The organism is Streptosporangium sp. NPDC002721, assembly GCF_042888905.1.
In the GTDB taxonomy this organism is placed as follows: Bacteria; Actinomycetota; Actinomycetes; order Streptosporangiales; family Streptosporangiaceae; genus Streptosporangium.
On the sequence record NZ_JBIAQI010000024.1, the window covers coordinates 81,525 to 100,175 of the forward strand.

General features: G+C 72.8%; 17 protein-coding genes. 5 read left to right on the top strand and 12 right to left on the bottom strand.

The window, feature by feature from the left end:
• Positions 1–158: 158 nt before the first annotated feature.
• Complete coding sequence (locus tag ACFYWM_RS31240; RefSeq protein ID WP_350971244.1) at positions 159–335, bottom strand: hypothetical protein; 177 nt, start codon at positions 333–335, stop codon at positions 159–161.
• Between the two features lie 131 nt (positions 336–466).
• Here ACFYWM_RS31240 and ACFYWM_RS31245 point away from each other — a divergent pair, with 131 nt between their 5' ends.
• Together ACFYWM_RS31245 and ACFYWM_RS31250 are read left to right on the top strand one after the other, a co-directional pair.
• Positions 467–1,318 carry an SURF1 family cytochrome oxidase biogenesis protein gene (locus ACFYWM_RS31245; protein WP_389920887.1) on the top strand — a complete coding sequence of 284 codons (852 nt, stop codon included), beginning with the start codon at positions 467–469 and terminating at the stop codon, positions 1,316–1,318.
• Positions 1,319–1,347: 29 nt separating this feature from the next.
• Positions 1,348–1,659, top strand: coding sequence for a DUF3817 domain-containing protein (locus tag ACFYWM_RS31250; RefSeq protein WP_389920890.1), 312 nt, complete (start codon positions 1,348–1,350; stop codon positions 1,657–1,659).
• A 94-nt stretch (positions 1,660–1,753) separates the two neighbouring features.
• Here ACFYWM_RS31250 and ACFYWM_RS31255 read toward each other — a convergent pair whose 3' ends face one another.
• The 4 genes from ACFYWM_RS31255 to ACFYWM_RS31270 form a co-directional block, all read right to left on the bottom strand.
• Positions 1,754–1,945, bottom strand: coding sequence for a hypothetical protein (locus tag ACFYWM_RS31255; RefSeq protein WP_389920893.1), 192 nt, complete (start codon positions 1,943–1,945; stop codon positions 1,754–1,756).
• Positions 1,946–2,059: 114 nt separating this feature from the next.
• Entirely contained in the window at positions 2,060–3,061 is a 1,002-nt protein-coding gene (locus ACFYWM_RS31260) for an LLM class F420-dependent oxidoreductase (RefSeq protein WP_389920896.1), read from the bottom strand.
• Positions 3,058–4,227: an acetyl-CoA C-acyltransferase gene (locus ACFYWM_RS31265; RefSeq protein WP_389920899.1), complete on the bottom strand. Its 1,170-nt coding sequence runs from the start codon at positions 4,225–4,227 to the stop codon at positions 3,058–3,060. Before ACFYWM_RS31265 ends, ACFYWM_RS31260 begins: the two co-directional genes overlap by 4 nt.
• Before the next feature lie 94 nt (positions 4,228–4,321).
• Entirely contained in the window at positions 4,322–5,788 is a 1,467-nt protein-coding gene (locus ACFYWM_RS31270; RefSeq protein ID WP_389920901.1) for a carotenoid oxygenase family protein, read from the bottom strand.
• Positions 5,789–6,055: 267 nt separating this feature from the next.
• On the opposite strand from ACFYWM_RS31270, the gene ACFYWM_RS31275 reads away from it, so the two are divergent.
• The gene (locus ACFYWM_RS31275) at positions 6,056–6,976 is read left to right on the top strand and encodes a winged helix-turn-helix transcriptional regulator (RefSeq protein WP_389920904.1); all 921 of its coding nucleotides are present in this window, start codon (positions 6,056–6,058) and stop codon (positions 6,974–6,976) included.
• Between the two features lie 68 nt (positions 6,977–7,044).
• On the opposite strand, the gene ACFYWM_RS31280 is transcribed toward ACFYWM_RS31275, so the two are convergent.
• The 5 genes from ACFYWM_RS31280 to ACFYWM_RS31300 all read right to left on the bottom strand — a co-directional run bounded on the left by ACFYWM_RS31280 (position 7,045) and on the right by ACFYWM_RS31300 (position 13,794).
• Positions 7,045–8,445 carry a hypothetical protein gene (locus ACFYWM_RS31280; protein WP_389920907.1) on the bottom strand — a complete coding sequence of 467 codons (1,401 nt, stop codon included), beginning with the start codon at positions 8,443–8,445 and terminating at the stop codon, positions 7,045–7,047.
• Complete coding sequence (locus ACFYWM_RS31285) at positions 8,442–8,585, bottom strand: hypothetical protein (RefSeq protein ID WP_389920910.1); 144 nt, start codon at positions 8,583–8,585, stop codon at positions 8,442–8,444. The genes ACFYWM_RS31280 and ACFYWM_RS31285 overlap by 4 nt, the downstream gene beginning before the upstream one ends.
• Entirely contained in the window at positions 8,578–10,137 is a 1,560-nt protein-coding gene (locus tag ACFYWM_RS31290; protein WP_389920912.1) for a serine/threonine-protein kinase, read from the bottom strand. The genes ACFYWM_RS31285 and ACFYWM_RS31290 overlap by 8 nt, the downstream gene beginning before the upstream one ends.
• Positions 10,130–12,121: a hypothetical protein gene (locus ACFYWM_RS31295; RefSeq protein ID WP_389920914.1), complete on the bottom strand. Its 1,992-nt coding sequence runs from the start codon at positions 12,119–12,121 to the stop codon at positions 10,130–10,132. Before ACFYWM_RS31295 ends, ACFYWM_RS31290 begins: the two co-directional genes overlap by 8 nt.
• A gap of 98 nt (positions 12,122–12,219) precedes the next feature.
• Complete coding sequence (locus tag ACFYWM_RS31300) at positions 12,220–13,794, bottom strand: protein kinase (protein WP_389920917.1); 1,575 nt, start codon at positions 13,792–13,794, stop codon at positions 12,220–12,222.
• Positions 13,795–13,938: 144 nt separating this feature from the next.
• On the opposite strand from ACFYWM_RS31300, the gene ACFYWM_RS31305 reads away from it, so the two are divergent.
• Positions 13,939–15,561: a class I adenylate-forming enzyme family protein gene (locus ACFYWM_RS31305; protein WP_389920919.1), complete on the top strand. Its 1,623-nt coding sequence runs from the start codon at positions 13,939–13,941 to the stop codon at positions 15,559–15,561.
• A gap of 182 nt (positions 15,562–15,743) precedes the next feature.
• Here the strand turns inward: ACFYWM_RS31305 and ACFYWM_RS31310 are convergent, their stop codons facing one another.
• Both ACFYWM_RS31310 and ACFYWM_RS31315 read right to left on the bottom strand, forming a co-directional pair.
• Positions 15,744–16,493 (bottom strand): ABC transporter permease, encoded by a 750-nt coding sequence (locus ACFYWM_RS31310; protein ID WP_389920922.1) that lies wholly within the window; start codon positions 16,491–16,493, stop codon positions 15,744–15,746.
• Positions 16,490–17,569 (bottom strand): ATP-binding cassette domain-containing protein, encoded by a 1,080-nt coding sequence (locus ACFYWM_RS31315; RefSeq protein ID WP_389921091.1) that lies wholly within the window; start codon positions 17,567–17,569, stop codon positions 16,490–16,492. Before ACFYWM_RS31315 ends, ACFYWM_RS31310 begins: the two co-directional genes overlap by 4 nt.
• Before the next feature lie 74 nt (positions 17,570–17,643).
• Here ACFYWM_RS31315 and ACFYWM_RS31320 point away from each other — a divergent pair, with 74 nt between their 5' ends.
• Positions 17,644–18,639 (top strand): helix-turn-helix transcriptional regulator, encoded by a 996-nt coding sequence (locus ACFYWM_RS31320; protein WP_389920924.1) that lies wholly within the window; start codon positions 17,644–17,646, stop codon positions 18,637–18,639.
• The last annotated feature ends 12 nt before the right edge of the window (positions 18,640–18,651 follow it).

The following is an 18,651-nucleotide window of genomic DNA, read 5'->3' on the forward strand; positions in this document are numbered from 1 at the left end:
CTCGCTTCGTGACGGAGCGTTCCGGACCGACCGGTCGGTGTCCTTGCCGCCTCCGGGAGCGGCCGGGCTTCGGGCCTTCCGGGCTTCGGGTCTTCCGGGCTTCGGAAACACGAAAAGCGCCGAGGGCGATGCCTTCGGCGCTGTGGACCCTCGGGTCGTTAGAGCAGCAGGTACGCGGCCACGGCGACGACGACCAGCACCGCGACCACCACCGCCGCCGTGATCGGCAGGGCGAGCGACCGCTTCTCGGGAGCGGCCTCCGGGTCCTTGCGCTGGGCGAACGCACGGAACGCCTGGGTGTTGCCCGCGGGGTCAATCGGCTGAGGATCAGACATGGGGATGACTTTAGCGATACGGCATACCCTCCAACACTGATTTGTCCACTTTCACGAGAAGGATGTCCGGCGCCGGGCCAAGGGCGGGTGCTGGGGACGGGACCGCCCGCAGGGGCGGATAGCGTGGTGTCATGCTCCGCATCCTGTTCTCCGCCCGCGTGGTGGCGCTTCACCTGCTCGCGGTCGGAGCCCTCGTCGTGTGCGGGCTGCTGGGCAGGTGGCAGCTCGGCGTCTTCGAGGAGTCGGGCAGGCCGCAGTCGCTGCTCGACCCCGCCCCCGTGGCGGTCGCCACCCTCACCGAGCCCGGGAAGCACCTGACGACCGACAAGGCCAGCCGCCGGGTGACCGCCGAGGGCACCTTCGACGCCTCGAAGCAGCTCCTGGTGGCCGAGCGTGACGGGGGCCTGTGGCTGCTCGCGCCGCTCGACCTCGGCGACGGCACCTCCATCCCGGTCGTACGCGGCTGGGTGGCCACGGCGGGGGACCCCGCCGTCACGGCCCCGGTCGGGGGCAGGGTGACCGTCAGCGGGCGCCTGCAGCCCTCGGAGGCCACCGACAGCGTGCAGCGCCGGACGCGGCAGCTGCCGCCGGGACAGGTGCTGACCGTCTCGTCGGCCGAACTGATCAACGTCTGGCGGGGGACGAGGCTGCGCGACGGGTTCGTGGTGGCCGCCACCCAGTCACCGGCTCCCGAGGCCGCGGCCAGGCCGGTGAGCGTTCCCCCGCCGACCGAGCCGGGCGGGCTCACCTGGCGCAACCTCGCCTACGCCGCCCAGTGGTGGATCTTCGGGCTGTTCGCGGTCTTCATGTGGTGGCATTTCGTCCGCGACGCGCTGCGCGGCGGCACCCGGAAGCGCGACGCCGGCACTTCTCCAGGCGCTTCAGGCGCTTCAGGCGTCGACCCCGACGCCGTCCCCGATTCCGGGGCAGGTCCGGAGGCCGAGCCGGAGACCCCCGCCCTACCAGCCCGTACCGCCCCGTGAACCGAACCCCAAGACCGAGGTAACCGACCGTGGAATCCGCTCTCAAGCCCTTTCGCATCCTGGCCTACATCGTCGGCGTGATGCTGCTCGTCCTGGTCACCTGCATCGTGCTCAGGTACGGCTTCGGCATCGAGGGGCCATCGAAGATCGTCTCTCCGATCCATGGCTTCCTCTACATGCTCTATCTCGTGGCCACGATGAACCTGGGCATGAAGGCGCGCTGGACGTGGTCGTACATCCTGGGGGTGATGCTCGCGGGCACCGTGCCGCTGCTCTCGTTCGTGTTCGAGCGCAGGGTCACCCGCCGGGTGGAGTCGGAGCTCGCGACCGCCGCCGCCTGAGCGGCCCGGCCTGGCCCGGCCCGGTTCAACCCGGTTCGGCCCGGAGACGCGGGTTCCGCGTGGCCGGGCCGGGTCGTGGCGGTCGCGTGCCGCCTCAGCGGCCGAGACCCCGGCGACGCGAGCGCTTGAGGCGCTCGCGCTGTGAGGGGTCGAGCATCAGGTAGCCGACGACCGGGGCGGCGATGACGCCCAGGAAGATCAGCAGCGTCACGAAACTCGGCAGGAACAGCCACGACAGGAACACCACTGCTCCGGCGCCGATCGCGTACTTCTGGACGGGCGACATCCTCAACATCCTCCGAACGCGGGGCGGGCGCCCCGTCTGTAGTTCATTGTGCGTCGCCGGTCCAACGTGTGGACCTACCGGCGTGGTTCCAACCGAGATATATCGTGATTTTTGCTATCCGGCCAGTGCCTTGAGCGTCGCCACGCCGCCGGGGTCGGCGTCCGTGCTGACCGGGACCAGCGCCACCTCGTCCACGCCCGCGTCGGCGTACGCGCGCAGGCGCTCGCGGGCCGTGGCCACGTCGCCGAGCAGGGCGACCGACTCCAGCAGGCCGTCGGGGACGGCGGCCAGCAGCTCGCGGGGGTGCGGGCGGGTCCTGGCGAACGCGACCACGTCCCCGAACCCGGCCTCGACGAACATCTCGCCGTACCCGGGCGCGGCGAGATAGCCCACGACGGCGCGCCGGATCCGGTCGACCGCCTCGCGCCCCGGGTCGATCGCGGCCGTCACCCAGGCCGCCACCCTCGGAGCCTGTGCCTGTTCCTGTGCCGCATCCGGCGCCGGTGCCGCCTTCGGTGCCGGTATCGCCAGGGCCGCCGTGCGGAGGTCGGCGGTGAGGCGGGCGGCGGAGGCGGGGGTGATCAGGTTGAGCACCATCCGGTCGGCCGTCGCGGCGGTCCGTACGGCGGAGGCACCGAAGGCGGCCACGGTCAGCTCGGCGCGGGGCGCCGGGAGCCGGAGCCGATAGCCGCGACTCTTCACACATTCACCTGAAAAATCGGATTTTTCGCCATCGAGCAGCGGCCTGAGCGCCCGTACCGCCTCCCGCAGCACGGTGGCCGAGCGCGCCCGTGACCTGCCGTGCCACTCCTCGACGACCAGCGGGCTCGACGTGCCGACCGCCACGTTCACCGGCCGCCCGACCAGGGAGGCCACCGACGCCACCCCCATCGCGATCATCATGGGGTCCCGGACGGCCACCGCGAGCGGCCCGACGGTGAGCCCGATCCGGCCGGTGGCCAGCCCGGCCGCGGTGGCGAGCGCGAAGGCGTCGTAGGTGGCCATCTCGCCCACCCACAGCTCGTCGTAACCCAGCTCGTCGGCGGCTCTCGCGGTCAGCAGGGCCTCCTCGGCGGGCCGGTCCTGCCAGAGTCCCAGGGAGACGCCCAGTTTCACGCGACACGCTCCAGCAGCACGGCCGAACCGCTGCCCGCGGCCCCGCTGACCGCGGCGACGCCGTACCGGGCCCCGCGGCGTTCGAGCTCGTCGGCGCAGGCGGCGATGAGGATGGCCCCGGTGGCGCCGAAGGCGTGACCCATCGCGATGGTGCCGCCGTTGACGTTGAAGCGGTCCTCGCCGACCTTCAGGTCCCGCTGGAACTTCAGGCACAGCGCGGCGAACGCCTCGGCGAACTCGTACACCTCGACGTCGTCGGGGGTGAGCCCGGCCCCGGCGACGACCCGCTCGACCGCGAGCTGGCCCGCGGTGAGCATGGTGACCGGGTCGACGGAGGCGGTCGCGGTGCCCACGATCCTGGCCCTGGGCCGCAGGCCGAGCTCCGCGCCGGCCGGTTCGGAGCCGACCAGGAGCAGGCCCGCCGCGTCGCACAGGCTGGGGGAGGTACCCCGGGTGTGCAGGTGGCGCAGCTCGCCGACCTCGGGGCGGTGCCTGCGGACGATGGCGTCCTGGTCGTCCTGACCGGCGAAGGCGGGTCCCATCGCGGCGAGCGCCTCCAGGGTCACGCCCGGCCGCACGTGCTCGTCGTGCCGCAGGTCGCCGACCGGTACCAGCGAGCGCTCGTAGCGCCCGGCGGCCCACGCCTCGGCGGCCAGGGTCTGGGTGCGCAGGCCGTACGCGTCGAGCTCCTCGCGTTCGAAGCCCTCGACCGTCGCGACCAGGTCCGCCGCGATGCCCATGTGGATCGACCCGACCCTGTCCACCACCGCGGGGTCGGCCCACAGCGGCCCGCCGTCGGAGAACATCGGCACCCGGGAGACCGACTCGACCCCTCCGGCGACCACGACGCGGCTCTGCCCGGACTCCACGAGCGCGAAGGCCGTGCGGACCGCGTCGATGCCCGAGGTGCAGTAGCGGTTGACGGTCATGCCCGGCGTGTCGAAGCCCGCGGTCAGCGCCGCGGTCCTGGCCAGGTTGCCGCCCTGGTCGGCGTTCTGCGAGGCGCAGCCGACGATCATGTCGTCCGCCCGCTCGACGCCGGTCCGCTCGCGCAGTGCGTCCAGGAGCCTCTCCAGCATGGTGAGCGGCGTCACGTCCGCGAGCCCTCCGCCGGGCCTGGCCTTGCCCCGGGGAGTCCTGACCGTCTCGTAGATGTATGTCGTCATACGTCCTGCTCCTGTCGGGGGTCGTGCGCGGTCCTCACGCGGTCGGTCCTCGCGCGGCTGGTTCTCACGCGGTCGGTCCTCACGCGGCTGGTTCTCACGCGGTCGGTCCTGGTGCGGTCGCGCTCTTCAGCTGGTCCGCGCGTACCCAGGTGGCGTGGAAGCCGAGCGGCACCCGCTGGGGCAGGACGATCCGGGCGACCGGCCCGGCGGCGAGGTTCGCCGCGTGCAGGACCTGCACCTCGGAGGTGCCCTCGCGCTCGTCGGTGACGAAGCTGACGAGGTAGCCGTCCTCCTCGTCCGTCGCGCCGTCGCGCGGCGCGAACGGGGCCTCGCTGCCGTAGCGGTGCTCGCCGTAGTAGTACGTCTCCTTGCCGCCCGTCACGTTGTCGTAGCGGACCAGGCCGTCGAAGAGGTTGGTCGCGGCGTCCTTGACCGACACGTTGTAGGCGTAGCGAGACCGCAGGCCCGTCAGCCGGGCGTCCACCGAGGGGAACTCGGTGTTGTGGTCCTCGTCTACGAACCCCTCCGACGTGCGGCCGGTGCGCAGGTCGAAGCGGTAGCGGTACATCCGCGCGTCGAGCTTGAGGTAGGAGATCATGCGGGCCAGCGGGCTGCCGCTCCCGGCGGGCGCGGGCCGGCCCACCCTGCAGACGTCCAGGACGATCTCCCCGTCCTCCTCCCAGGAGTTGACGACGTGGTAGATGTAGCAGGGTTTCGCGTCGAACCAGCGGATCTCGTGCGCCTGCCCGCGCCGGGGGATGACGCCGAAGCGCGAGGGCAGCTCCCGGTCGAACGTCAGCTTGTAGCGGCCCTGCCCGGCGGCGTCCATGTCCTGGTAGAGCGGCAGGTCCATCAGGATCGCGTGGTTCTCGGTGATCGCCATGTCGTGCGGCAGCCGCGCCCCCGGCAGCTCCAGCTCCACGCTGTGCTCGACCCGCCCGCCCGCGCCGACCACCCCGTAGCGCAGGTACGGCCTGCGGGGCCCGTAGTCGAACCAGAACAGCTCCCCGGTCCGCTCGTCGACCTTGGGATGGGCCATGAAGTCGCCGGTAAGCGTGTCGAGGAAGGTCTCGACGCCGAGCGTCTCCAGGCTGAGGGGGTCCATGCCGTACGGGGAGCCGCACAGGTACCACGTGGTGAGGACCTGGCCGCGGTGGAAGACCACGTCGGTGTTGGCGGAGTCCTTGAGGCCGAGCCCGCGGGTGTTGCCGAACGGGTTGCCCTTCGGGTTCTCCATCACGCCGGTCCACAGCGACCGCCCGGCCGCCGACTCGGCCTCGAACGCCCTGGTCCTGACGTAGCGGTTGCGGTAACGGGCCCTGCCGTTCTCGAAGTGCATCGCGTGCACCATGCCGTCGCCGTCGAACCAGTGGTAGCGCCCCTTCATCGGGAACCGCGCGTTGGGCCCGTTGCGCAGGTAGACGCCGTTGAGATCCTTCGGGATCTCGCCGATGACCTTGAGGTTCTCGGCCGTGATCTCGTCCTGGACCGGCGCGTAGACGCCGAGCAGGTACGGATTCGGCTCGCCGGACTCGTCCATGACCACCACAGGTTCCGCCATGTCCTTGACGCTATGATAGAAGAAGTCAGCCCGTCAACGCCCGTTCTCCGCAGGTGGCGTGGCCGGGAGGGGCGCCGGGCTGTCCGTGCGGCGCCGGGTTGGTAGTTTGGCGGTTTCGCCGGGAGCGGGACGATCGTGCCCGCCGGAAACGGGCATGATCATGCTTGATGCCGACGAACACGGCCGTGTTCGTTGAAAACGGGCACGATCCCGCCCGCCGGAGACGAGCACGACCACGCGACCACGCGACCATCGGGAGGACAGTCTGTGAACGGCACTGGGCGGGAGCCGGCGCGAACCGAGCTCAGTGCGATCGGGCAGGCACTGGCGATCCTGGGGGACCGGTGGGTGCTGCTGATCCTGCAGCGGGCGTTCCTGCTGCGGATCAGGACCTTCGCCGGCTGGCGCGACGCGCTGGGCATCTCCGAGTCGGTCCTCGCCGCCAGGCTCAGGGAACTGGTCGAGCACGGCATCTTCGAGCTGTCGGCGTACCGCAACGGCCGCACCCGCTACGAGTACCGGCTGACGGAGCGCGGGCTCCAGCTGTGGGCCCTGCTGGTGGCCATCCAGGCCTGGGAGCGCGACTGGGTCGCCCCGGGGCGGCTCCCGCCGCTGCTGCACGAGCAGTGCGGCGAGGACGCCAAGCCGCACCTCGGGTGCGGTTCCTGCCTGGAGCCGATGAGCGCCCGCGACACCCGGACCGAGCCCGGCCCGCTGGCCACGTTCTCCAGGATCGGCCCGCCGAGGCGGCACCGGCGCACGGTCCGCTCCGACGCCTCGCCCGACCTGATCGGCTACTGCCCGGCGTCGATGGAGATCCTGGGCGACCGGTGGAGCACCAGCGTCCTGGCCGGGGCGTTCCTGGGCATCCGGCGCTTCGTCGACTTCCAGTCGGGGCTCGGCATCGCTCCCTCGGTGCTCACCGACCGGCTGCGCCGCTTCGTCGAGCTGCGCGTCTTCGACGCCCGGCCCGACGGCTCGTACCGGCTCACCGACAAGGGGCTGGCCTTCTTCGAGGTCTTCGCCTTCCTGGTCGACTGGGCCCAGCGCGAACTTCCCGCCCCCGAGGGCTCGGCCCTGTCGATCACCCACGCGCTCTGCGGCGCCGCCTTCCAGCCGGTTCTGCTGTGCAGGGCGTGCGGCCGGCCGCTCCGGCGGCGCGAGGTCCGTTTCGTCCTACCCGGCTGACGGTGGCCCGGAGTTCCCGGGTGACGGCGGTCAGGGCTTCCCGGGGGACGACGGCTTCCAGGGGGGTCTCATTTCCGGCCGCGTAGCGAGTCGACCACCCAGCGGGCCGCCTGGAGCGCCCCGGCGCGTCCCTTGCCGCCGGTGTCCGGGACGGTGAACCGGTGATACTGCAGGGCCGTCACGATGTTCCCCGCCCGCAGGACGATCACCGAGTTGACGCTCGAATGGCCGTTGCTGAGCTGGTAGACGTAGGCCTCGTCGGCGAGGCCGGGCATGTCGGCCGGAGCGCTCACGATCCGCGTGTCCTTCGCGTCCCTTGCGCGGAGGCGGAGGTAGGTCGCGTGGGCGAGCTCCGCCTTCGGCTCGCGGACGAGGGTGATCTCCAGCGTGTTCTTGAGGCTGTCCGGTGCCTTCGGGTCCGCCGCGGACCAGACGCACGACGTCTTCTCCTTCGCCGGGGAGGTCGCGAGGTAGAGGCGGTCGGCCTGTTCCCCCGAGATCAGGGAACACGGGTCCGGGGACTTCGCGAAGAAGGTGGGCAGCGGGGCCGGGGCCGCGCTCTGCTGGGCCGCGGGGCGGGACCAGAACCAGAACGCCGTACCTCCGGCGACCAGGAGGACGAGCGCGGCGGCCACGAGGAGCAGGGGGCTGGGACGGGGCCTCGCGGGGCGGGAGGTGAGCCCCAGCAGGACCATGCGGGTCGTGGTGGCGTCCGGGCGGTGGGCGGGGTCGGCCGCGAGCAGGCCCTCCAGCAGCGGCGCCAGCGGGCCGGAGTCCGCCGCGCCGGCGCCCCCGGCGGGACCGTGACCGCCGGTGCCTCCGGTGAGTCCGTGGCCGCCGGTGTTCTCCAGGGCCGGGCCGGTGCCGTCCGCCGGGCGCGATCCGGTGTCCGGTCCGGTGCGCGGTCCGGCGTACGAACCGGTATGCGGGCCGGTGTGCGGCCCGGGGCCCGGTGCCTGTCCCTCGACGGCGGTGAACAGGACGGCGCCCAGGTCGCGCAGCTCGTCGGTGGCGTCGAAGATGGCGAAGCCGGTGACCACGACCCTGCCGTCCGGGGTGAGAAGCACGCTCTCCGGACCGGCCAGGAGATGGACGCCCCGCCCGTGGGCGGCGGTCTGCGCGTCCAGCACGTGCAGCCCGACCTCGGCCGCCCGCTCGGAGGTGAGCGGTCCCCCGGCCCGGACGGTCTGCAGCACCGAGCGGCCCTCGACCGACTCCAGGATCAGCCACACCCGGTCGGGGAGGGAGACGACGTCGTGCAGGGTGATGACGTTCGGGTGCCTGAAGTCGGCCGTGGCGCGGATCTGGCCGAGAAGCCGGTCGCGGTGCGGGCCGGGCGGCGGGAGTGGTATCCCGGTGATCGTGACGTCGCGCTGGAGCAGCTCGTCGCGGGCACGCCAGGTGGTCCCGGCCCGGTCGCGGCGCTCCAGCAGCCGGTAGCGCCCGGCCAGCAGGTTCGGATCGGTCATGCGGGCCGTCCGGGGGTGGTGATGGCGGTGCGGAGCCGTGCCGGTCGTGCGAGCGCGGTGGCGGTGGCGGCGGTGTCGAACGGTGCCGGTCGTGCGAGGGCGGTGGCGGCGCCGGGTGCGGGGTGGGGGTGCTCAGTCACGGCTGTTCAGCTTCTCCGCGACCTGGCGGGCGACGCGGAGGGCCTGCCCGCGCAGCGCGGCGTCCGGCCGCTCGCCCTTCCGCGACACGTCGACCTCGACCATCAGGTTGCTGATCCGGAAACGGACTGTGGAGTGGACCTGGTCCAGCGCGATCACGTCGTAGGTGAAGGCCTCCGCGCCCAGCCGGGTGACGTTCCGCAGGGCGCCGGTCGCGCCCAGGAGACCCTCTCCCTCGTCGGCGACGATCTTGGCGCGTTCGGAGGCGAAGAACTCGCGGGCCACCTCCGGGGCGGCCTTCGCCCTCACGGGCGCCTTGTGGGTCAGCGAGAGCTGTAACCAGCGCACCTCTGTCGGGTCGCCCCAGCCGCAGTAGGACTCCCCCTCCTGCAGTTTCATCGTGCTCGGCGCGGACTTCGGGGTCGAGCCGGGCGCCACGGCCCGGCTCTGGGCGCCGGACAGCAGCGAGCAGGCGTCGGGCACGCCGGCGAACCGCCCGGCACCGGCCGCCGACGGCGAGGGCCGGGGCGGCGCCTCGGGATCGTCCGCGGTCGTCGTCAGCAGCACCGCCCCGGTCGCCAGGATCGCCACCGCGGCCAGCGCGACCCCGGCGATCAGGCCGGTACGGCGGCTCGGGGCAGCCCGCCTCCCGGGCACGGTCTCCTGCGAGGAGAGGGACGGAGCGGGCGGGGCGGGAGAGAGCTGGAAGAGCGGTCCCGGGGGCAGGCCCTGGGAGATCTGCCGCAGGGCGGCGCGAAGCCCGGCCTCTCCCGGGCGCTGCCGGGGGTCCTTGGCCAGCGCCGCGACGAGCACCGGACCCAGATCCCCCGCCCGGCGGGGCGGCGGAGCCTCCTGGGTGAGGATCGCGCCGATGGTCGCGGCCGAGGTGTCGCGACGGAAGGGGCTGCGGCCCTCGACGGCCGTGTACAGGGTCGCCCCCAGGGCCCACAGGTCGGTGGCCGGGCCGTCGCCGGTGCCACGCAGCCGTTCGGGGGCCATGTACGCGGGGGAGCCGACCAGCGCGTCCGGGGAGGTGAGCTGGACGTCCCCCTCCAGGGTGGCGATGCCGAAGTCGGTCAGCAGCACCCCGCCGTTCCTGGCGAGCATGATGTTGGCCGGTTTCACGTCGCGGTGCACGATGCCCCGGCTGTGCGCGAGGGCCAGCGCGTCCAGCACGGCCAGGCCGATCACGGCCACCCGCCGCGGCGGCAGCGGTCCCTCGTCCTGGACCGCCTGTTCCAGCGAATGGCCGTCGACCAGGTCCATCACGATCCACGGGCGGCCGTCCTGCGCCACGACGTCGTGCACGGCCACGATGGACGGGTGCCCCAGCCGGGCCGCGGCGCGCGCCTCGCGCAGGGTGCGCTCCCGCGCCTCGGCGCGCCGCGCCTCGGGCAGGTTCGGGTCGAGCCTGACCTCCTTGATCGCCACTTCGCGGTGGAGCAGCTCGTCGCGAGCCCGCCACACCACGCCCATCCCTCCCGCCCCGAGCTTCGCGGTCGCCCGGTAGCGGCCCGCCAGCACGGGCAGCGGGCCGGCCACCCGATCAGTCATCGGTCTTCAGGGACTCGGTGAGCCAGCGGGCCACCTTCAGCGCGCCCTCGGAGATCTTGCCGTCGGGGTCCTCCTTGACCCCGCCCCGCTCGTACTCGACCTCGGCGATCAGGTTGCTGACCCGGAAGACCACGGTCGCCTTGTAGGAGCCCCCGTACAGGTTGATGGGGTTGTGCGCGCCGGCGGTGAACGCCTCCTCGCCGACGCCCCGCAGGTCCTTGGGAGGCGCGGGCCTGGGGGTGGCGAACTGGCCCTTGTCGACGAGGTCCTTCTTCTTGCCCGCGAGATACTCCCTGGCCCTCGCGACCTCCGATCCGTCCTGCTTCTGGGCGATCAACCGGACCCGCAGGTCGTACTTCTCGACGTTGGGCTTGCGCCAGTCGTGCTGGTTGAGCCAGTCGCACGCGGAGCGCTCCACCTCCGAGCTCCTGAAGCCCGGTACGACCTCGTTCACCTGCTTGTCGTCGAGCAGGCTGCAGGCCCGGGGGGCCGTGGCGAAGCGGCCCTTGGCGCCGGAGGGCTCGGCGGTGGAGAGGCCGTCGTCCGAGTTCGCGACCACCGAGGTGAGCAGGACGCCGATGGTGACCGCCATGCCGAAGAGCAGCACACCGGTCAGCGCCACGACCGGCTTGGGTACGAGCACCCCCGCCGCCCGCGCCGGAGACCCGGCGGACGCGTTCCCCGGGGCCGGGACGGGCAGGAGGGCCGGCTCGCCCGAGGCGGGGGCGGAGACGGGGACGTCCTGCGGCTTCGGGCCGGGCGGGACGAGACCGGGAGGGATAGGGCCGGGCGGGATGGGGCCGGGAGGGAAGGGCGCGCCCGAGGGGGACGCTCCCCCCGGGGGGGTCGCCTGCCGGGGCGGTCCCTGCTGAGGCGGTCCCTGTGAAGGCGGTCCCTGGGGAGGCGATCCTTGCTGAGACGGTCCTTGCTGAGACGGTCCCTGCTGGGGGAAGCCGGGGTGGGCCGGGCCCTGATGAGGGGCGTCCTGCTGCGGCGGGACCGGGGGCGGGGCCTGCCAGACGATCGGCATGCCCGGGGAGGAGGAAAGCACGCCCTGCGGCGGGACGGGGATGTCCTGCTGGGGAAGTCTCGCCGTGATGTCGGACATCTGGTCGGCCAGGGTCTTCCTGAAGGGCGCGGTCACGGGACCCTCGGAGGCCGGGGCGCCCCCGCCGTCATCCTGCCCTTCGGAGCCTCCAGCGGTTCCGGGAGCTCCCGGGGTTCCGAAAGGTCCGGGACTCCCGAGCGGCGGGATCGTGTCACGACCCTGGGGTCCGGCGGCCGTGTTCGGCCCGGTCACCCCCGGTCCTGCCGCGGTGTGCGGTCCCGGCGTCCCGGGCACACCGGCCCCCTGGAGGGGGGCCTGCCCGAAGGCCGCCGTGGTCCCGGGGGCGGGGGAAAAGGGAATGGTTGGAGGAAAGGGAGCGGCCGGCGGGAAGGGGACGGAGGGGGCGGACGCTCCCGGGTCGAAGGTTCCCGGACCCTGGGGGAGCGAGCCCCCCGGAGGCGGCGGGAACGTACCCGAGGGGGGCGGCGCGGCCGGAGGTTCGGGACGGTACTGGGAGACCTCGATCAGGGCGCCGCGCAGGACGCCCGGGTCGGGCCGCTGGGCGGGGTCGCCCGCGAGCAGGTGGAACAGGACGGGCGCGATCGGGCCCGCGTTGTCCAGGGAGCCGCCGGGCGACGGCGGCCGGCCCTCGACGGCGGTGTAGAGGGTCGCGCCGAGCGACCACAGGTCGGCGGCCGGGCTGGTCACCCCCTCGGGAGAGGTGAAGAGCGACGAGGGCAGGGAGGGCGAGGCGAGGACGATCTGGTCGTACGGGCCGAGCAGCACCGAACTCGGCCGCACGTCGCCGTGCAGCATGCCCTGCCGGTGCATCGCCACGAGCTGGTCCAGCACGGCCACCCCGACCACCGCGGCCTGCTGCGGGGACATCGGCCCGAACCGGGCGATCACCTGTTCCAGGGAGCTCTGCTCAAGCATCGGCGGGCCCTCGGCTCCGGCGATCCCGGGGCCCGGCGCGGGAGGGGCGGTGGGGCCGCCCGCGTGCCTGCCCTGCGATCGAGGGACGTCTGGATGGTTCATCCGTTCGCTTTCTGGTTGTTCAACGCGTTGGCGATCCACGTCGCGGTGGTGTGGGCGCCGGCCTGGATCGCCGGGCCGTCCTTGCTGCCGTCCACCACGGTGTAACCGACGTCGAGGACGAGGTTGTCCACGCGCACGACCACGTAGCTCTGCTCCAGCCTGCCTGTCTTGCGGTTCTCGTAGACGTCGTAGCCGAACGCCTCGTCCCCGACGGGTTTCACCGCGGTCGGCGCCGTGGAGCGGGAGGAGCGGACGCCGGCCTGGATCTCCGGCCAGCTCCAGGCGTTCTCCCCGCTCGGTATGACGCCCTGGCGCCGGTTCACGAACAGCTCGTGGGCCTGCCGCGGGCTCTTGCCCCACTGGTCGGCGCCGGACAGGCGCACCTCCAGCCCCATGCCCCTGGCCGGCCACTGGCAGCCGCCGTCGTTGGTCGGCTTGCCCTCTCCCGCCAGCGCGGGCAGCAGCTGCCTGGCCATGGGGCCGGGGACGAGCTCGCACACGTCCACCGGCGTGGCGAAGGCGCCGGGACTCTCGCTGAGCCTGACCCGCTTCTCGGCGGACGTGGGGTCCGAGGTCAGCAGGAACGTCACCCCGAAGGTGACCGCGACGACCACCGCGATCCCGGCCGTCTCGACGGCGGCCCACACCGCCGTGCGGCTCGGGCGGGGCGGTGCGGGCCGTCCGGAGACGGAGACGGGCGCGGGTGACGGCGGGGTGACGGACGGCGCGGTCTGTGTCTCGTTGACCGTACGACCGGCGGCGAGCTCTCCCAGCGCGCGGGCGGCGGCCTCGAAGGACGGCCGGGCCCCGGGGACCGGGTCGAGCATGCGCGTCAGCAGCGGGCCCAGCTCGCCCGCGCGCTCCGGCGGCCTCGGCGGCTCGGTGAGCACCTTGCCGATCGCCGCGATGGGGCTCTCCGCCGGGTGCGGCGGCACCCCCTCGACGGCGAAGTAGAGCGTGGCGCCGAGGGACCACAGGTCGGAGGCGGGGCCGCCGCGTTCGCCGCGCAGCCGTTCGGGCGCGATGTAGTTGGGCGAGCCGACCAGGTGGCCGGTCCGGCCCGAGGTGGCCTCGCCCTCGGCGACCGCGAAGCCGAAGTCGGTGAGGACGGCCTTGCCGGTCCTGGTGAGGAAGACGTTGCCCGGCTTGACGTCGCGGTGGACCACCCCGGCGGAGTGGGCGGCGCCGAGCGCGCCGAGGATGCCCACGCCGATCCTGGCCGCCTGGTGCGCGGGCAGCGGGCTGCGGTCGCGGACGGTCTGCTCCAGGGACGTGCCCGACAGCAGCTCCATGACGAGCCAGGGCCGGTCCTGGTCGACGACCACGTCGTGGACGGTCACGATCGAGGGGTGTTTGAGCCGGGCGGCGAGGTTCGCCTCCCGGATCGCCGAGGCGAAGACCTCCTGCCGCTTGACGGGGTCGAGGTCGGGCGGGAGCCGCACCTCCTTCACCGCCACGTCACGGCCGAGCGTCTCGTCGGTGGCGAGCCAGACCGTGCCGGCCCCACCCTCGGCGAGAGGGTTCAGAAGCCGGTAACGGCCTGCCAGCACTCGAGTGTCGATCCCGCTCACCCCGTTCGCTTATCCCGTCGCGGACAGCAACATAGTCACTTAGTGGCACATGAACCAATGAACAATGATTCCGCCTCATCCATTGACCCCTAGCTTCTGTTTTCGTAGTGTCGCGACCATCCTCACGACGCCTCTGGAGCCGCGATGAAGCGCCTGCACACGCAAGAGCGGATCGACCATCACACCGCCGGTGGCTGGTGGACCGGAGACACGATCGACCAGCTGTTGCGTGCCCAGGTGAGCGCCCGTCCCGGCGCTCTCGCGATCGCCGACCCGTCCAACAAGGCCGACCTGCTGCCCGGTGAGGTCAAGAGGCTCACCTGGTCCGAGCTGGACGCCGAGGTCGACCGGGTGGCGGGGGTGTTGCGCGGCCGGGGCGTCGGTCCCGGGGACGTGGTCGCCGTCCAGCTGCCCAACAGCGTGGAGCTCGCGGTCACCTTCCTCGCCGTGGTCAGGGTGGGCGCGGTGCTCACGCCGTTTCCCGTGCAGTACCGCGAGTACGAGCTGAACCAGCTTTGTGCCCTCGCCGAGGTCACGGTCTTCGTCACCTCGACGACCGCCGCCGCCCGCGTGCCTACGAGCATCCCGTCCCTCACCTGGGGCGCCGACCTCGACACCGCGACCGCCTCCCCGTCCCTGGAAGGGGTCCTGTACGAGGCGCACCCCGCCGACCTCGTCACGATCTGCTGGACCTCCGGCACCGAGGCCACTCCCAAAGGGGTGCCGAGGTGTCACTACGACTGGCTCGCGGTCGCGTCCACCTGTGCCGAGGCTCCCGGCCTCACCGCGGACGACGTCATCCTCAACCCCTTCCCCATGGTCAACATGGCGGGGATCGGCGGGGTCTTCCTGCCCTGGCTGAAGACCGGCGCGGTGCTCGTCCAGCACCACCCGTTCGACCTGCCGACCTACCTCGGGCAGATCGCGGCCGAGGGCGTCACCTACACCCTGGCCCCGCCCGCGCTGCTGACGATGCTGCTCCAGCAGGAGGCGATCCTCGCCAGGACCGACCTCACCACGCTGACCCGGATCGGCTCGGGCTCGGCGCCGCTGCCCCCGCCGATGGTCAAGGGCTGGCAGGACCGGTACGGCATCGCGATCATCAACTTCTTCGGGTCCAACGAGGGCGTCGCGCTCCTCTCGGACCCGGTGCGCATGCCCGACCCCGAGGACAGGGCCCGCTTCTTCCCCCGGCCCGACGCCCCGGGCGCCGGCTGGCCCGGCACCCTCGGTGCGACCAGGACCAAGCTCGTCGACCCGCTCGGCAACGAGATCGTCGAGGCCGGGGTCCCCGGCGAGCTCCACCTGTGGGGGCCGACCGTCTTCTCCGGCTACCTGCCGGGCACGGCCGCCGCCGACCCGTTCGACGGGGACGGCTACCTGATGACCGGCGACGTGTTCGAGATCGCCGGGGACCAGGGACAGTACCTGCGCTATGTCGACCGGGCCAAGGACCTGGTCATCCGGGGCGGGATGAACATCGCCCCCGCCGAGCTGGAGGCACTGGTCTCCGGGCACCCGGCGGTGGCCGAGGTGGCGGTGGTCGGCTACGCCGACGAGGTCCTCGGGGAACGGGTCTGCGTCGTGCTCGTCCCCAAACCCGGCCGGACCGTGGACCTCGCCTCGATCGTGGACCACCTGCGGGACAAGGGCATCGCCTCGTACAAGCTCCCCGAACGCCTGGAGCTCGTCGAGGCGCTGCCCCGCAACCCGCTGGGCAAGATCCTCAAGCGGGAGCTGAAGGAGTCGCTGGCGGCGAGCGGCTGACAGCGGCGCGGCGGTCGTGGTCCTCCGCCCCTCACCCGCGACGCTTCGAGGCCGCGCCCCGGCGGGTGCGATCCCCCGGCTCCTCACCCATGACGCTTCGAGGCCGCGCCCCGGTGGGTGCCGGGGCGCGGCCTGTGACGCGTCAGGCGAGGTCAGGTGTGCTCAGGCTCGCTTCGGTGAGGTCAGGCGCGGCGCATGGCCCGGGTGCCGACGAGCAGGCCCAGCGCGGCCACGACCACGGCCGCGACCAGGCCGCCGCCGGTGGCCGCCGAGACGATCTCGCCGTTGAACAGGGCGCGCTCGGCCTCCACGACGTACGTCAGCGGGTTGAGCCGCGAGAGGGCCTGCAACCAGCCGGGGCCGCCGTCGACGGGCAGCAGCATCCCGGCGAGCAGCATCAGCGGGAAGAGCAGCGTCTGCTGGACGCCCCAGAACATCCACTCGCTGTCCTTGGACGCCAGCGCCAGCGTGTAGGACAGCGCGCCGAGGCCCACGCAGAAGACGGCGAGGATCAGCAGGCCGAGGAGGGCTCCCACCGGGTTCGGGCGGAACCCGAACGGGAGGGTGACGGCGACGACGACCACCGTCTGGGCGAGCGTCGGCACGATCTCCTTCAGGGCCCGCCCGACGATCAGGGCGGGCCTGCGCAGCGGGGAGACGAGCATCCGCTCGTGCGAGCCGGTCTGGATCTCGAACAGCAGGTTCGCCCCGGTGGAGGAGGTGCCGAACAGGCAGGACATCACCACGATGCCGGGGACGAACCACTGCAGCGCGGACCCGCCCTCCACGGCCGGGAGCAGGGGTGCGAACAGCGCCAGGAAGAACAGCGGCTGCACCATCGTGAAGATCACGGAGAACGGGTCGCGCAGCACGGGGCGCAGCTCGCGGTTGAAGACTGTGAGGGTGTCGGTGACCATCGTGGTGCCGCTCATGCCGTGCTCTCCTCGGGGGTGACGACGCCGGACCCGGCGGCGCGCTTCGTGGCCGTGGACTTCGTGCTCGCGTTCGTGGTCGTGGGGTTCCCGGACCCGGAGTCCGCGGTCCCGGGGCCGGAGGTGCCGTCCTCGCGGAGGCTGCGGCCGGTCAGGTTGAGGAAGACGTCGTCGAGGGTGGGGCGGGTGACCTCGACACCGGTCACCTCGACGCCCGCCTCGTCCAGGCCGCGCAGCAGCTTCGGCGCGAGCTGGACGCCACCGGCCACCTCGATCACGACCCGCGCGCCGGTCCGCTCGACCCGCGCGCCCGCCACGACGCCCAGCGACTCGGTGACGGCCCGCCGGGCGTCCCGCTCGCCGCCGAACGACAGGGTGACGCGGTCGCCCGCGTGGTCGGCCTTGAGCCGCGCCGGGGTGTCGTCGGCGATGATCCGCCCGTGGTCGATCACGATGACCCGCTCGGCCAGCTGGTCGGCCTCGTCGAGGTAGTGGGTGGTCAGGACGATCGTGGTGCCGTGCTCGGCGCGCAGCGCGCGGATGTGCTCCGAGAGGTTGGCCCGGTTCTGCGGGTCGAGGCCGGTGGAGGGCTCGTCCAGGAACAACAGGTCGGGGGCGTGGATCAGGCCCATCGCGATGTCCAGCCGCCGCCGCTGGCCGCCGGACAGCGACGACACCGTCCGGTCGGCGACGCCCTCCAGGTCCAGGGAGGCGATCAGCTCGGCCGCCCGGTCGCGTGACGCGCGGGCGCCGAGCCCGTACGCGCGGCCCTGGCTGATCAGCTCGTCGCGGCCCCGCTGGTTGTGCGCGGCCCCGTTGCCCTGGCCGATGTAGCCGATCCGGGCGCGCACGCCGCGCTGCCCGGTCGTCACGTCGTGTCCGGCGACCTCCGCGCTGCCCGAGGTCGGGGGGAGCAGTGTGGTGAGCATCCGCAGGGTGGTCGACTTTCCTGCGCCGTTCGGTCCCAGTAGTGCCACCATCTCGCCGGAGGCGACGTGCAGGTCGAGGCCGCGTACCGCCTCGACCGTCTCTTTCCTGACGGTGAAGTGCCTGGTCAGCCCGCTCGTGCGGATCATCGTGCTGTTCATGTGAACCACGCTAGAATCCATTCAGGCCACTTTCTGACCGGAATCAGCGGGAATCTGGATCCATGGCGAACACGAGTGCGCGGATGCTGCGGTTGCTGTCCCTGCTGCAGACCCATCGATACTGGCCGGGCGGTGAGCTCGCCGACCGGCTGAACGTGAGCGAGCGGACGCTGCGGCGCGACGTCGACAGGCTGCGCGAGCTGGGTTACCCGGTCGACGCCAACCGGGGCGTCGCGGGCGGCTACCAGCTCCAGACCGGTGCGACCATGCCGCCCCTGCTGCTCGACGACGAGGAGGCGGTGGCCATCGCCGTCGGGCTGCGTACGGCGGCGGGAGGTGCCGTGGCCGGTATCGAGGAGACCTCGGTACGGGCGCTGACCAAGGTCATCCAGGTGATGCCGCCCCGGTTGCGGCGGAGGGTCGACGCGCTGCGGGCCTACACCGTCCCCGCCGTCTTCGGCGGGGGGCCCACGGTCGACTCGCTCGCCCTGACGGCGATCGCCCAGGCGTGCCGGGACGACGAGCGGCTGCGGTTCGAGTACACCGCGCGCGACGGCGACCGGACGACCCGGCTGGTCGAGCCGCACCGGCTCGTGTCGCTGGGACGCCGCTGGTATCTCGTCGCCTGGGACGTCGAACGCCACGGCTGGCGGACCTTCCGCGTCGACCGGCTGACCGGCGCGGAGCCGACCGGGGCCCGCTTCCGCCCGCGCGAGCTGCCCGGTGGCGACGCGGGGGCGTTCGTCCGCGACAGCATCACGTCGATGCCGGCGCAGTACCGGATCGAGGTCGTCGTACGGGCGCCGGTCGCCGACGTCGAGCGCGTCGCCTCGTACCTTGGAGGCACGGTCGAGGCCGTCGACGAACGGTCGTGCCGGTTGCAGATGAACGCCGACGGGATGGAGTGGCCGGTCCTGCTCCTCGCCGCGCTGGGCGCGGACTTCGAGGTGGTCCGGCCGGCCGAGTTCCGTGACTACCTGCGCGCGACCGGCGAACGGTTCGCCCGCGCGGGGAGCGGAGGCGCGGAGGGAGAGAACGGGGAAGTCGTGGCGCCCTGAACAGGACACGGG